Below are 13550 nucleotides of genomic sequence, written 5' to 3'. Positions count from 1 at the left end.
TATTCACCTACTAATATTTACTTTGTATATCCGTAAAGCTTAAGTTCACCTGATAAGTATTCCCCTAAATAAATTTCCTTGATTTGGTTGTACCCTTGCAAATTAATCTGTTGTTCAAGCCAAACTTCATCTTTATCAATTAATTCGAGAACATCAAAATTTGCTTGTCCATCAACAATAATTGGATATTTAATATTTTCACCGCCAAATTCAATCAATGTCAATTGACCATTTTGCTCTAAAATAGCTCTTTTAACATTATGTATCTCATAGATACCATTGGAACGTAATTTAAACATTAATTCATTAGCAGAGATTCCATTTTTGAGACATTCATTTACTCTAACTTTCCCATCTTGAATTAGAGTCAAGGGTTTACCATCAATGATTAATTTTACATAGCGATTGTGCTCCTTTGCAAATTTCAAAATTAATACCAACAGCGTCCATATGATTAGAACCAAGACAAATTGTAAGACCGTAATAGAATCATTATAAATGACTCCACCAATAATTCCACCTAAAACATAATTTTGAACTTGGTCCATTGCTGATGAGGGAGCAAGATTACCTTTGCCCATTAAATTTATTTGAATAATTAAACAAATAATCCCTAAAGCAAATTTTAATATTATTGGACTGTATAATTGCATTATAACTCCTAAATTTTTTATTTTTCTGGATTAATCAAGTAACTTTTGGTAAGGGTATATGATTGCTGATCAGTACTAAGATTAACTTTATAATAATCACCTTTTATTTTTATAATCACGCCATCAGCTAATTGTGTGGAATTAACAAAAATATTATTTTTATCCGTTCTTTCATTTTTAGCGACTCTTTCAATGAATCCAACCATCTGTGAAGATTGAGTATGCTTAGACTGGTTAATTTGATAATTGGAATATTGTATACCGATTTCTAAAATAATAAATAATAATAAAATAATACTAAGATCTCTATATTTCGTTTTAATTCTATGCTTAATATATATAGCAAATACAATAACAAGAACTACAAGACTCCCAAAAATAAAGATATACCGAAGATAATCGCTAAGTCCAGCTTGAGATTTTAAAAATTCAATATCATAAAACTTCATGTTCTCCCCCCTTAATAACTATTATATTAAAAAAATAATTAATAAATCATTATATAATTATTCAAAAACTCATTTAATTTTATAGATAAACTTTCATAAGATGAAATATTATCTTTATAATAGTTGCTCTACTTCCAACGGAGTAAGTTCAAGAACTGCTCTTAAAAACGGATATTTCTCTTTCATCATCGCATAGTCTGGACCACTTGAAATAAGTTTTGCTTTAGCACTCACCCTAAAGCCAATCCCTTGATAGCCATTTTTACCTTCGACTTCTCTAACCCCAAGCATAAGATAAATTGTATCATTTACTTTAATGTCTTCTTCTAAATAATGCATCCCTGCCGCTGGTGCCAATATCCGTTCATCATTGGTAAGATGTAAATAAGAAATCCATGTTCCCGTAACATGTGGATGATTGTCAGACCCCCATGAAGTTAAGGAAACTGACCCTTCATATTCTAATGTCTCTTTAAATTTTTTTGTTAGCATTTTTTCTCTTTCTATAATTCCACTCATAATATTTATCATTTTTTTACACTTTGAGTTATTTTTATTACGTATTTTTAAGAAGATACTTTGATTATAACAAACCTAGAGTTAATTGAAAAGTAATTCTTTCGATATTCACAATTTGAGCTCTTTATATTTTGGGGGCAACTAAAAACTTATAGTATAATGTGATTATGGAATTTAACTTCATTTTACCCGAAAATTTTATCCCACAAGTTCTTTCAGATTTACTTGAAAAAACTTGGCTCGTCCCGCGTAAACAAAGACATTTTTTACGAATGAAAAAACATTCTTTAGTCAATGATCAAATAATCGATGAGAATCAACTACTTCATGCTGGAGATAAGGTGACTCTTATTTTTGATAAAGAAGATTTTTCAAATTTGTCATTAAAATTTGGCTCAGCATCCTTAGCAGATATTCTCTATGAGGATGAACATTTGATTGTAGTCAATAAACCTGAAGGAATGAAAACTCACGGCAATACAGCTGATGAAATTGCTTTACAAAATCATGTTGCAGCAGCAATTAATCAAAATGTTTTTGTGGTTCATCGACTTGACCAGGCAACTTCTGGAGCTGTTTTATTTGCCAAAAATCAATTCGTACTGCCAATTCTTGGAAAAATGTTTGAAGAAAATAAAATTCATCGTGAATATTTAGCTCTTGTTGCTGGCCATTTCTTGGAAGAAACCTTTACCATCAACCAAGCCATTGGACAAAATCGTCATGAAAAGAATAAACGAATCATTTCTAAAAATGGGCAAAAAGCAATCACACATGTTCAACTTATACAAAATTTTACTGACAAAAGTTTAGTTAAATGTATTTTGGATACAGGACGAACACATCAAATTCGTATTCATTTATCCTCTTTAGGTCACCCTATCATTGGAGATGCTTTATATGGTCAAAAAAGCACCTCGCGCTTGATGCTACATGCTGAAAGCATCATTATCCCCCATCCCTTCACTAATCAACTTTTAAACATTTCTGCACCGAGCCCTAGCTTTTCAAACATTCTAAATAAAATAAAAAAGAAGTAACTTCAGTACTTCTTTTTTATTTTATGCTCTAATTAATCGTTTTAAACTTGAAGTAACTAAGAAAAGAACAATGAAAATCAAAGTTATTGCGGCAGAGGCTGGCGCATCCATATAATAAGAAGCAATCAAACCAGCATTTAACCCAATAAAGCTAACAATAACTGAGATAAAAAGCACAGCCTTGAAAGATTTTCCTAATCGCATCGCAATCGAAGCTGGTAACACCATGATAGCTGATACCAATAGAGCTCCCGCTGCCGGAATCATCAGTGCAATCGCAATCCCTGTCACAATATTAAAAGCAATTGAAATCCAACGAACTGGAAGTCCATCAACAAATGCCGTATCTTCATCAAATGTCATCACATAAAGCGGACGTAAAAATAGAATAAATCCGAGTAGAACAACTGCAGCCAAAACAAAGAGCATAATTACTTGCGAAAGTGAAATTGTGATAATTGAACCAAACAAATATTGCTCTAAACTTACAGAGGTTGCTCCTTTGGAAGAATTTAAAATTAATAAAGCAATAGCAAGACCCGCCGACATCAAAATCGCCGTCGCAATTTCCATGTAATTATGATAAATCGTTCTCAAATATTCTAGAAAAACTGCAGCAATCACTACGGTAATTAAAGTAGTAATCGTTGGATTCCAACTTAATAGCACGCCAAAGGCAACACCCGCTAAAGAAACATGCGATAATGTGTCCGACATTAGACTTTGTCTACGCAGGACAAGAAATACACCAAGTAATGGCGAGAAAATTGAAATTGCTGTCGCTGCTAAGAGAGCATTCCTCATAAAATCATACTGGAATAATTCAAACATTTGCTTTCTCCTCTAATTCTTCTTGCTCTTCTTGGAGAACTCTATCACGGTCAGTATGCAAATCAAAACAAGCAAACTTTCCATTTTTGTCTTTTAATAGATGAATGTTACGGTCAGCGAAATCTTTCACTTCCTCAGGATCATGAGTGACCATTAGGACTGCTTTCCCATGCTTATGGGCCGCATGATGCATCAACTGATAAAAATCACTACTTGATACATCATCCATACCAGTTGTTGGTTCATCAAGGATAAATAAATCAGGGTCACTAGCAAACATTCTCGCAATAGCAATCCTTTGCTTTTGACCTCCCGAAAGTTCGCCAATCCGTTTATCGCGATAGTCCCACATACCAACTGAATCAAGAGCTACCTTGACATGTTCTAAATCATGAGCACCCATTTTTTTAAACCACCCCTGTCTTGGATAGCGTCCACTCATGACAAATTCATGAACAGAACTTGGAAATCCTGCGTTAAAACTTGCAACTTGCTGTGGAAGGTAGGCGATTCGCAACTTTTCTCCTCTATTATTTTTAGAAGAAATCGTTATTTTCCCTTTCTTTGGTTTTAAAATACCCAAAGTTGTTTTAATTAAAGTTGATTTTGCCGCTCCATTTTCTCCAGTTAAGGTGACAAATTCGCCAGAGTCCACATGGTAGCTAATATTTTCTAACACTGGCTCTCTATCATAGTAGAAGGTCAGATTTTCAACATTGATATATCTCATTTTTTTCTCTTTTTATCTTTAATAGTAGCCCTAATTATAGAACTATCTAGTGCCTCTTATTTTTTATTCAAAAACACGAAACTCCCGTTCATAAGAACGAGAGTTTCAAGGAGTTTTATGAAAAGATATTTTTGGAAGAAGTTCATTATAATTCCTTCTTCTTAATTTTCCCTTAAACTCACTTGATTGTTTTCTTCAAAGCTGTCAAGTTTTCTTGCATCAATGTGAGATAGTTATCCCCATTTTTTTTCTGTTGGTCCGACAAGCCTTCAACGGTATTGATACCAATTAGGTTTGCTCCAACTGATTTTGCCAAAGTTTCTGCAATTTTACTATTTGCATTTCCTTCAAAGTAAACATTTTTAAGTCCGGCTTTTTCCATTTCAGTCTTTAAAGTAGCAAGTGTTGAAGCTGATGGCTCAACTTCTGGGTCGAGTCCAGCAATAGCAATTTCTTTCAAACCATAATCACGTCCAAGGTAAGCAAAGGCTTCATGTTGTGTGATAAATGTTTTTTGCTTGGCATTTTTCAGAGTGTCAAATTCACTATCTAACTTTTTTAATTTGACAACATAATTTGCTGCATTCTTGTTAAAAGTTGTCTTATCTTCTGGGAATTTTTTCCCTAATTCCTCAGCAATTGTATTAACTTCAATAATTGCTTGCTTTGGACTAATCCAAGTATGTGGATCTCCTTTAATTTTATTAACGTCTTTGCTTGCTTCTATTTTGACTCCTTTATTATTCACTTTCAGAGCCCATTTTTCAAGGTCATCAGAATTATAAATAATAGCTTGAGCATTTGTCATTGTTGCAACTTGCTTGGCACTCGGTTCAAATTCGTGAACTTCTTGATTCGCCGGAACAATATTTTCAATTTTAACCTTATCTCCAACAATTGCTTTCGTAAATTCATACATCGGCTCAAAAGTTGTCACAACTTCTGGTTTGTCTGCTGTTTTTTGACAACCAGCAAGAAGTAAAACTGCCGGAATAGCAAATAACATCAATATTTTCTTCATCGAAACTCCTCCGTAAGTACTGATAAGAATTGACTTATCACTTTTTGTTCTTCGTCAGTAAATTTGTCTCCTAATTCTTGGTAGGTACTTAGAGTTTTCTCATGATGAGCAGCATGTTCTTTAGCAACTGGAACTGCTTTTTCTGTCAGACTCCAAAGGACTACGCGTTCGTCATTTGTTGCCCGACTTGATTTAATCAGTTCTTGCTCTTGTAATTTTTTGAGAGCTTTAGTTACCGCTGCTGGCGAAATCTTGAGTTGCTCGGCAATTCTCGCGTTTGTCGAAACCTCTGCAGCTAGAATCATTAAGATATGTTCTTGCGTGCTTGTTAGCTTAACATTACTTTCGCATTCGCCGAGTAATATTTCATGCTTGTTTTCTGCAAACTGCATGATTGCCCCAAGAAACTGGTCGATTTGATTTGCTAAACTCATAGTATTTCGTCCTCCATAATTAGTTTACTGGTTAATTATATAGCAAAGTAAAAATAATGTCAACCAGTTAACATTATTTTTTACTTTTTTATTTGAAAAATCCTTCCATCCTTAAGCCGAACATCAAAACAATAAGTTTTATTACTAACAGTTTGACCACCGCTAGTTGAATCAGCTGACAGATCTGTCAGTAATTTATAAGTTAAATTTCCACAATCAAAATTAAGTTGACCACTCGTTTTCAAATCCTTTTTAAGAGCCAATGAAACCATTAATTCGGCTGTCAGTCGCTCCTTTTCTATTTTCAATTGCTGAGCTGTAAGCACCTGTTTTTGCAAATAAAACTGTAGAAATAAAGAAAAAATTAGCAGTAAAACCAAAGTATATAAAAGTATCCCTCCTTTTACTTTGTATCTGTAAATCGATAAATAAATACTCGCTCACCTCCATTATCAAAATCAATTGTTATTTTTATCAAATTTTCTTCTGCCTGAATTTTTGCTCCTTTTAAATCATAAAGCATGGGTTGGTATCCTTGCCCTTTATCATCACTTTTACGAAAATCATCCCCTACTAATCCGAACCGTAACTTCTTATCTTTGGTCACATACAAAAAATTTTGATTCACATTGTCTAATTTTGCTCCGGAGAGTTCTGAACGCATTTGTTCACAAAATATTTGCCAATCTTTCCTACTATCATTCTGGCTTATTTTCATCTGTTCTTCAATCATTCTAGTCAGCCCTGAGATGACTAGCACTGAACCAGAAATTGCCAAAAGTGCTACGAGACATTCAAGTAAAGTAAATGCCCTAATTTTGAGCTTCAAGTCGCAAAATTTCCTTTCCATGGTCACTAATAATGATGGCAGTCGAATCTTGTCTTATTTTTATAACAGAACCATTCAATGATAGTTCTGTCAGTTGGCTTTCTATTGCCATCTGAGCTACATTTAAAGACTCAATTTGTTGATTTTCTTGTACCTCTTGCTGACGAGAATTAGTAAGAGCACTTAAGAGAAAAGTGACCAAAAAGCTCAATAATGCCATACTAATTAGACTCTCAAGAAGTATATATCCCTTAATTGATTTTCTTTTTATATTTTCCACTCCCCATCTCCATTTGATATAAAATTGTTTTCTTCTCATAAGGTAAATAAACTTTGATTTTCTGTAAACTTGAGTTCCCCCCTTTCTCATCAAATTTAATCAAAAATTCTGCCATTTCAACCTCTTTGGGAATATCTATCTCTTTGTTTTCATAAATCAATTTCCCATTTTTACTTCCTAAATTTTCTGAACTACTTTGTAGCGCTGCATTCTCCTGACTTATTTTGTATAAATTTTCAAACTGTAAAACAAAGAGTTCTCCCTTAAATAAATGCACTGTTTGAGTCAATTCTGCTGAGAAAAAGAGGGTGATAAAAGAGACAATAAGTAATACCAGTAGAGATTCTAACAATGTGAAGGCTCTAATCATCGAAATTGCGCTGTTCATTTTTATTCTGGTCATAGTAATCATCATAGGCCGTGACTTGCTTTTGCGTAATCATCCCCGCACTTAAAAGTTCTGATAGGTTTGGCTTATCATTATCATGATCCAACTCATAAAGTTGTGCCTGACTTTCAACTACTTTAACTACTGCTGCTTCACCAGTTTTTTGAACTTGTGCTTTTTCTTTTATCAAATTTGGTACAAAAAGCAAAATTAAAATACTGATAATTGCCAACACAATTAACATCTCAATCAAGGTAAATGCTTTTTGCTTTTTTTGCCAAAGTTTTCTTCCGTGAATTTTAATTAATGACAAAGCTTTGCTCATTCTTAAAGTTATATTTTCTATTTTCATAAATTTCCTTCCTTTTTTTAAATTCCAGAACCCATATTTGAATAAATGGGTAACAACATTGCTGCATACAATAAGACAATCATCAAAGCAACAAAAATAAAAATAAGGGGTTGTATTAATTGCATTAGACGGTCTATCTTAGAAAAGAATTGTTCCCAACATTCATCAGCATAAACAGAAAGCTCCAATCCTAATTTATCTTTAATCGCGCCGTACTCAATCATCAAAGAAAGTTCTGGTAAAAAAATCGAAAAATGACTGACAGCTTGCTCAAAATTCTGACCAGCCTTCAAACCCAAATCAAGTTTAATTCCAACTTCCGCAAAAATGCGACTTTTCTGCTTTTTCATCAATTCTATTATTTGTCGCAATTCAACGCCTTGAGCAATTAAATTTCCCCATTCTCTGGAGAAATAAGCGGTCAAATACAAGCGAACAAAAGAACTTACTAATGGAACTTTGACCAAAAAAGTAAAATTAGTGAGTGCTGAAAGATGTTTGAATATTATTATTGATAAACTTGTCAGTAAAATGATTAAAGCACCAACAGAAAAAAATACTAGCGGTAAATGATTAATTAATAAAGTAGCAAAATTATTTCCCTTATCAATTTGAGGTAATAAATAATTTTTCAAGCCCCACATAATTCCAATGAGAAATACCAACAATACAACTGGATAAGTTGCCACTTCAATTAATTTCTTTTTGACCTTAAGCTGCTTTTTTAAATGCAGTTCTACCAATTGCATTGTTCCTACTAAATTCCCATGCACTTCTACCAAAGCAAGTTGTGTCACAACATTTTTAGAAAAAGAGAGACTCTCTAAAATTTCAGATAATGAATTTCCAGAACTAAGACCTTGGTGCATTTTAAATACAAACTCTTTTTCTACTAATTTTGATAAGGCTAAAAAATTGATAACTTCTCCCAAATGGAAACCATTATTCAAAAGATTCCCCATCAGTTGTATCAATTTTGCTTGCTTGATTAATGCTAATTTTCTCCCTTTCGGTCTCAATAGCCGTAAGATGTCCGTTTGCATATAATTTTTCAATCTTTTCATTCCATTTTTTGGGCGACCAAGTGTCAAATTTACTTTTCGCAATATCTAATACTCCTTTTCCCGCTATTAACCGTTGATAAACAACTGCCTCTAATCCATTTTTTAATTCCCAATCACTCAAACCCAATTCCAACAAACGTTGAACCACTCCCTTCACGGAAGCCGCATGGATAGTAGAAAAAACTGTATAGCCTGTTAAACTTGCACGCAATACAGCACGAGCTGTCTGCTGATCTCGAATTTCTCCAACAATTAGTAAATCTGGTCGGTGCCTTAAAGAAAGTTTAATTAATTCATCATAACTATTCCCAATTACATCATTAACTTGTAACTGAATAAAATCAGAATCAATTAATTCTACAGGCTCCTCAATAGTGATAACCTGTGCATTTGAAAAATGACGGTGGGCTAAGTCAAACATTAGTGAGGTTTTCCCAGACCCTACTGGCCCAGCAAATAAATAAAGTCCTCGTTTACATCGAAAATCCTGAAGTTTATCATCAAACCAAAACTCAAGTTCTTGTTTTTGGTCATGCAAAAGACGGATAACCAATGATTCGTTTCCTTCAAAATCTCCCACTGTTGAAAGGCGCAAACGTTTTGCTGAACTTCCCTTTAGCTCGTACCAACAAGCACCCAGTTGAACACGCCGGCGTTCACCAGTATTCATGCCAGCAAGAAATTTAAAATGAGTAAGTAATGCTAAACCAAGCTCTTGGTTAAGTTCCTCTATTAAAGTTCGCCCTAATTGTTGACGAATATATATCTTATAAAGATTTCCTGAAGCAATTAAATAAATATCAGAAGCCTCCATCTCAATTGCCTTTTGAATGAGTTCTTGTGCTTTTTTCTGTACCATACTAGAATATACGCAATTTGTTAGTAAATGTAACTAAAAATAGTACAAAAAAAGTCGAAGATCTTTCGACTTTTTTTAATATAAATGACTAATCTAGCGATTCAATTGCTTAAATCAAAAGAAATCATCAAATAAGCTTAATTGATTATCATCAGGCATCCCTTCAAGAACGCCCATATTGGTCATGTTTTCAATAATGGTTTGTGAAACTCCCCCACGTTTACGAAGTTCCATCTTACTCAAAAATTCACCCTCAGCACGCGCTGCAACGATTTGTTTTGCCACGTTTTCCCCCAATCCGTCCATCGTTACAAATGGCGGAATCAAAGTGTCACCGTCAATGACAAACTCCGTAGCCTCAGAGCGGTAAAGGTCAATTTTACCAAAAGTGAAGCCACGCTCTAACATTTCATTACAAAGTTCTAAAGTTGTATAAAGGTTAGTTTCCACATTTGTAGCCTCAAAACCTTTATCCTTAATTTCTTTCATTTTTGCTTTGACTGCTTCAAGACCAGCCCCCATGACACCAATATCAAAGGCCGTTGCCCTGATAGAGAACCATGCGCAGTAATAGAAAATTGGATGATGTACTTTGAAATAAGCCACCCGCAGAGCCATCATAATATAAGCTGCCGCATGGGCTTTAGGGAACATATATTTAATCTTAGAACAAGACTCAATATACCATTCAGGAACCTCATGTTCTCGCATGGCTTCCACATATTTCTCACGTTCTTCGGCAGGAATTTTATTCCACATTCCCTTACGTACACGCTCCATAATTGTAAAAGCAAGACCATTTTCAAGTCCTTTATGGATGAGATAGACCATAATATCATCCCGACAACCGATAACACTTGAAAGGTCGGCAATTCCTGAACGAATTAAATCTTGAGCATTTCCTGACCACACGTCTGTTCCATGGGAAAGTCCAGAAATTTGCAGTAAATCAGCGAAATTTTTGGGTTTGGCTTCGGCAATCATATTCATTGAGGTAAAAGTTCCCATTTCAGGAATCCCAAGAGTCCCGAGTTTTACTCCCAATTGCTCTTCGGTCAAACCTAAAGATTCTGTACCGGTGAAAAGTTTCATCACTCCGGGGTCATCCATGGGAATGTCTTGAGGAACAATACCAGAAAGACTTTGCAATTTTCGAATCATCGTTGGATCATCATGTCCAAGAATATCGAGTTTCAAGATATTATCATGAATGGCGTGGAAATCAAAGTGAGTCGTTTGCCATTCGGCATTGACATCGTCGGCTGGAAATTGAACTGGAGAAAAATCATAAACATCCATGTAATTTGGAATAACGATAATCCCGCCTGGGTGTTGACCTGTTGTTCGCTTGACACCCGTCGAGCCGGCAGCTAAACGGTCAATTTCAGCATTGCCATAAAATTGGTCATAGTCACGTTCGTAGCCTTTGACGAAACCAAAAGCCGTTTTTTCGGCAACCGTACCAATTGTTCCCGCCCGAAAAGCGTAATCTTCCCCGAAAATATCGCGAACGTCCAAGTGAGCCAAAGGTTGGTCATCCCCTGAAAAGTTCAAGTCAATATCGGGAACTTTGTCCCCCTTGAAACCTAGGAAAGTTTCAAAGGGAATATCGTGCCCATCTTTGATGAGTTTGTGGTCACATTTAGGACAATTTTTATCCGGCATATCATAACCTGAACCGAAAGATCCATCATCATAGCATTCAAAATATTGACATTCTGGGCAACGGTAATGAGGTGCCAGTGGATTTACTTCGGTAATTCCAATCATGGTCGCAACCAGTGACGAACCAACTGATCCCCGAGAACCAACAATATATCCACGCTCATTGGAACGTTTTACAAGTTCTTGCGAAATAATATACACGACTGAGAAACCATTCCCCAAAATCGACCGCAGTTCTTTTTCAAGCCTTGCATCAATAATATCTGGCAATGGATTTCCATACCACTCGTGGGCTTTTTCATAAGTCAAGCGGACAATCCGCTCTTCTGAGGTTTCTCCTCCGTCAAAGACCATTTTAGGTGTATATAAATCATCACGAACAGGAGTGAGAACATCGAACTCATCAGCCATTTTTTGGGTATTGTCAATAACAATTTCACGCGCTGTTTTCTCATCAAGAAAACTAAAGGCTTCAAGCATTTCATCAGTTGTTCTAAAGTGAGCTTCAGGTAATGGCAATGGTTTAGCGTGTTCCCCATGTCCTTGTGTCCAGTTAATTTCTGCCCCAAGACCTAGTGAACGAACAATAATTTCACGATAAATGGCATCTTCCGGATTCAGATAATGGAGATTTCCTGTGGCCAGAACTGGCTTGCCAAGCGTTTTTCCGATTTTTATCAAATCTTTAAGCGTTTGTTCCAATTCTTTTTCTGATTTGAAAGAGCCGCCGACAACAAGTGAGCGATAAAGTGCTGGTGGGAAAACTTCAATGAAATCATAAAATTTAGCAATTTCAAGCGTTTCTTCAAAAGTTTTATTAATCGCTGCATCGAAGACTTCGCCGACTTCACAGGCTGAACCAACAAGTAATCCCTCGCGATTGGCTTCCAAAACTGACCGAGGAAGACGAGGAAGACCAGCATAATATTTCACATTTCCAAAACTAACAATCTTGAAGAGATTTTTAAGTCCTTCTTGTGTTTTGGCATATAAAGTCACGTGTTTTGGTCGTACTTTTTTATAAGAATCTTCACTGACCAACTTGGCATTAAGTTCTAACAGACTTGTCCACCCTGTGTTTCTGGTCCGTAATTCTTCCAAGAATACAAAGAGCAAACGCCCGGTTGCTTCCGCGTCAAAATTGGCCATATGGTGATGTTCAAGTCCGATTTGAAACTTCTTGGTCAATTGTCCTAAACCAAAACGCTTCATTTCAGGGTAGAGATTACGGGCAAATTCAAGAGTATCAACGACAGGTTGACTAATAATCGGCAGCCCATTTCGTGAATAGTTCATATTCATGAAGCCCACGTCAAAGGATGCATTATGAGCGACAAGAATGGTTCCTTCGCAAAATTTTTGAAATTTCGTCAGTACTTCATAAAGCGGTTTGGCATTTTTGACATGGTCATCAGTAATTCCGGTTAGTTCTGTTGTAAATTCGCTTAAACGATAACCCGGATTAATAAATTCATCAAATTCATCAATGGGATTTCCTTTGTGCATTTTTGTTGCTGCAATTTGAATCAAATCATTATGAACTGCTGAAAGACCTGTTGTTTCGACGTCAAAGACGACATAAGTTGATTCATACATATCAACATCTGTTTCATTAAATACAATTGGGATTTTGTCTTCGACAAGATTGGCCTCGACTCCATAAATAATCTTGACCCCATTCTTTTTACCTGCCGAGTGAGCCTCAGGGAAAGATTGCAAGCCCCCATGGTCAGTAATTGCAATGGCTTTGTGTCCCCATTTTGCAGCCTGAGCAACTAAACTTGAAGCTGACGGAATCGCGTCCATTTGGCTCATATTAGTATGGGCATGAAACTCAACACGTTTTTCGTCAGACTTATCTTCACGAAAATTTTGTGTCGGAATTTCAATCAAATCAGTCAATTGTAGCACTAAATCATTTTTGAAATTGTCCCGTTGAACATTCCCGCGAACTCGACACCATAGTCCCGCTTTAATTTGTTTGGCCAATTGAATTTCTTCTTCGCCACGTAACCACTTTTGCACATAAAAACTTGACGTGTAATCAGTCATTTCAAATTCAAGAAGATAACTGATATTTCCTGTCTTCCGTGATTTGATTTCGCGGAGTTCCCCTTTGAAGACATAACCTTCAAAAACAACGGGACCGTTAGTAGAAAATTCACTGACAGAACGCATCGGAGTGACTGGCTCATTATTTTTGATTTCACGACCCAGTTGAATTTTATCTGATTTTACAGCTTTGATTTGGAGAGCCACACGGTCAATGGTTGGTTTAGGTTTAATTTCAACAACCGCATTTGCCGTCATTACTAAGTCATCTTTGTATTTGTCGTGTTCAATATTTCCTTGCACACGTAACCAAAGGGCATCAGATAGGCTGTCAGTAAAATTATCCGCTCCGTCAGTAATAATTTTTTCATTCATGGCTTTAAC

Annotated in this window: 15 protein-coding genes and 1 pseudogene; 1 reads left to right on the top strand and 15 read right to left on the bottom strand. The window is 35.6% G+C overall.

All coding sequences use genetic code 11. The features are described from left to right. Window positions 1-17: 17 nt before the first annotated feature. From RSC39_RS07935 to RSC39_RS07925, 3 genes are all read right to left on the bottom strand, one after another. Window positions 18-653, bottom strand: a complete 636-nt coding sequence (locus RSC39_RS07935; RefSeq protein ID WP_063281249.1) for a DUF421 domain-containing protein — start codon at window positions 651-653, stop codon at window positions 18-20. A 17-nt stretch (window positions 654-670) separates the two neighbouring features. Then, window positions 671-1102 (bottom strand): DUF3290 domain-containing protein, encoded by a 432-nt coding sequence (locus tag RSC39_RS07930; RefSeq protein ID WP_332536378.1) that lies wholly within the window; start codon window positions 1100-1102, stop codon window positions 671-673. Between the two features lie 114 nt (window positions 1103-1216). Further along, window positions 1217-1594: a pyridoxamine 5'-phosphate oxidase family protein gene (locus RSC39_RS07925; RefSeq protein WP_041931837.1), complete on the bottom strand. Its 378-nt coding sequence runs from the start codon at window positions 1592-1594 to the stop codon at window positions 1217-1219. A gap of 194 nt (window positions 1595-1788) precedes the next feature. On the opposite strand from RSC39_RS07925, the gene RSC39_RS07920 reads away from it, so the two are divergent. Further along, window positions 1789-2661, top strand: a complete 873-nt coding sequence (locus RSC39_RS07920; RefSeq protein WP_332536376.1) for an RluA family pseudouridine synthase — start codon at window positions 1789-1791, stop codon at window positions 2659-2661. A 21-nt stretch (window positions 2662-2682) separates the two neighbouring features. Here RSC39_RS07920 and RSC39_RS07915 read toward each other — a convergent pair whose 3' ends face one another. The 12 genes and pseudogenes from RSC39_RS07915 to RSC39_RS07860 form a co-directional block, all read right to left on the bottom strand. Then, a complete protein-coding gene (locus tag RSC39_RS07915; RefSeq protein WP_011677177.1) occupies window positions 2683-3492 on the bottom strand; it encodes a metal ABC transporter permease in 810 nt (269 codons plus the stop codon). Then, window positions 3485-4222, bottom strand: coding sequence for a metal ABC transporter ATP-binding protein (locus tag RSC39_RS07910; protein ID WP_063281252.1), 738 nt, complete (start codon window positions 4220-4222; stop codon window positions 3485-3487). Before RSC39_RS07910 ends, RSC39_RS07915 begins: the two co-directional genes overlap by 8 nt. Window positions 4223-4400: 178 nt before the next feature. Then, window positions 4401-5243 carry a zinc ABC transporter substrate-binding protein gene (locus RSC39_RS07905; RefSeq protein WP_332536373.1) on the bottom strand — a complete coding sequence of 281 codons (843 nt, stop codon included), beginning with the start codon at window positions 5241-5243 and terminating at the stop codon, window positions 4401-4403. After that, entirely contained in the window at window positions 5240-5677 is a 438-nt protein-coding gene (locus RSC39_RS07900) for a zinc-dependent MarR family transcriptional regulator (protein WP_011677180.1), read from the bottom strand. The genes RSC39_RS07905 and RSC39_RS07900 overlap by 4 nt, the downstream gene beginning before the upstream one ends. 80 nt (window positions 5678-5757) lie before the next feature. Further along, complete coding sequence (gene comGG, locus RSC39_RS07895; protein ID WP_021037947.1) at window positions 5758-6057, bottom strand: competence type IV pilus minor pilin ComGG; 300 nt, start codon at window positions 6055-6057, stop codon at window positions 5758-5760. 23 nt (window positions 6058-6080) lie between these two features. Further along, window positions 6081-6527, bottom strand: a complete 447-nt coding sequence (gene comGF / locus RSC39_RS07890) for a competence type IV pilus minor pilin ComGF (protein WP_011836043.1) — start codon at window positions 6525-6527, stop codon at window positions 6081-6083. Next, window positions 6490-6726: a competence type IV pilus minor pilin ComGE gene (gene comGE, locus RSC39_RS07885; RefSeq protein WP_332536370.1), complete on the bottom strand. Its 237-nt coding sequence runs from the start codon at window positions 6724-6726 to the stop codon at window positions 6490-6492. Before comGE ends, comGF begins: the two co-directional genes overlap by 38 nt. Window positions 6727-6757: 31 nt before the next feature. Continuing rightward, on the bottom strand, window positions 6758-7201 hold the full coding sequence (comGD, locus tag RSC39_RS07880) for a competence type IV pilus minor pilin ComGD (RefSeq protein WP_332536368.1): 444 nt from the start codon (window positions 7199-7201) through the stop codon (window positions 6758-6760). Continuing rightward, window positions 7149-7499, bottom strand: a complete 351-nt coding sequence (gene comGC / locus RSC39_RS07875; RefSeq protein WP_050574401.1) for a competence type IV pilus major pilin ComGC — start codon at window positions 7497-7499, stop codon at window positions 7149-7151. Before comGC ends, comGD begins: the two co-directional genes overlap by 53 nt. Window positions 7500-7543: 44 nt before the next feature. Then, window positions 7544-8569: a competence type IV pilus assembly protein ComGB gene (comGB, locus tag RSC39_RS07870; RefSeq protein ID WP_332536566.1), complete on the bottom strand. Its 1026-nt coding sequence runs from the start codon at window positions 8567-8569 to the stop codon at window positions 7544-7546. Then, on the bottom strand, window positions 8469-9449 hold the full coding sequence (gene comGA / locus RSC39_RS07865; RefSeq protein WP_332536366.1) for a competence type IV pilus ATPase ComGA: 981 nt from the start codon (window positions 9447-9449) through the stop codon (window positions 8469-8471). Before comGA ends, comGB begins: the two co-directional genes overlap by 101 nt. A 114-nt stretch (window positions 9450-9563) precedes the next feature. Then, a pseudogene (locus tag RSC39_RS07860) lies at window positions 9564-13358 on the bottom strand (PolC-type DNA polymerase III); the annotation flags it as partial. Between the last annotated feature and the right edge of the window lie 192 nt (window positions 13359-13550).

Origin of the sequence: Lactococcus sp., from assembly GCF_036648155.1 — a bacterium.
Classification (GTDB): Bacteria; Bacillota; Bacilli; order Lactobacillales; family Streptococcaceae; genus Lactococcus; species Lactococcus cremoris.
This window is presented reverse-complemented; position numbering and strand designations above follow the sequence as displayed.

Coding starts and splice junctions, on each gene's coding strand:
- RSC39_RS07930 (WP_332536378.1), bottom strand. CDS start 1,102: ATGAAGTTTTATGATATTGAATTTTTAAAATCTCAAGCTGGACTTAGC.
- comGA (WP_332536366.1), bottom strand. CDS start 9,449: ATGGTACAGAAAAAAGCACAAGAACTCATTCAAAAGGCAATTGAGATG.
- comGB (WP_332536566.1), bottom strand. CDS start 8,569: ATGCAAACGGACATCTTACGGCTATTGAGACCGAAAGGGAGAAAATTA.
- RSC39_RS07915 (WP_011677177.1), bottom strand. CDS start 3,492: ATGTTTGAATTATTCCAGTATGATTTTATGAGGAATGCTCTCTTAGCA.
- RSC39_RS07900 (WP_011677180.1), bottom strand. CDS start 5,677: ATGAGTTTAGCAAATCAAATCGACCAGTTTCTTGGGGCAATCATGCAG.
- comGD (WP_332536368.1), bottom strand. CDS start 7,201: ATGATGATTACTATGACCAGAATAAAAATGAACAGCGCAATTTCGATG.
- RSC39_RS07910 (WP_063281252.1), bottom strand. CDS start 4,222: ATGAGATATATCAATGTTGAAAATCTGACCTTCTACTATGATAGAGAG.
- comGE (WP_332536370.1), bottom strand. CDS start 6,726: ATGGCATTATTGAGCTTTTTGGTCACTTTTCTCTTAAGTGCTCTTACT.
- comGF (WP_011836043.1), bottom strand. CDS start 6,527: ATGGAAAGGAAATTTTGCGACTTGAAGCTCAAAATTAGGGCATTTACT.
- RSC39_RS07935 (WP_063281249.1), bottom strand. CDS start 653: ATGCAATTATACAGTCCAATAATATTAAAATTTGCTTTAGGGATTATT.
- comGC (WP_050574401.1), bottom strand. CDS start 7,499: ATGAGCAAAGCTTTGTCATTAATTAAAATTCACGGAAGAAAACTTTGG.
- RSC39_RS07920 (WP_332536376.1), top strand. CDS start 1,789: ATGGAATTTAACTTCATTTTACCCGAAAATTTTATCCCACAAGTTCTT.
- RSC39_RS07925 (WP_041931837.1), bottom strand. CDS start 1,594: ATGCTAACAAAAAAATTTAAAGAGACATTAGAATATGAAGGGTCAGTT.
- RSC39_RS07905 (WP_332536373.1), bottom strand. CDS start 5,243: ATGAAGAAAATATTGATGTTATTTGCTATTCCGGCAGTTTTACTTCTT.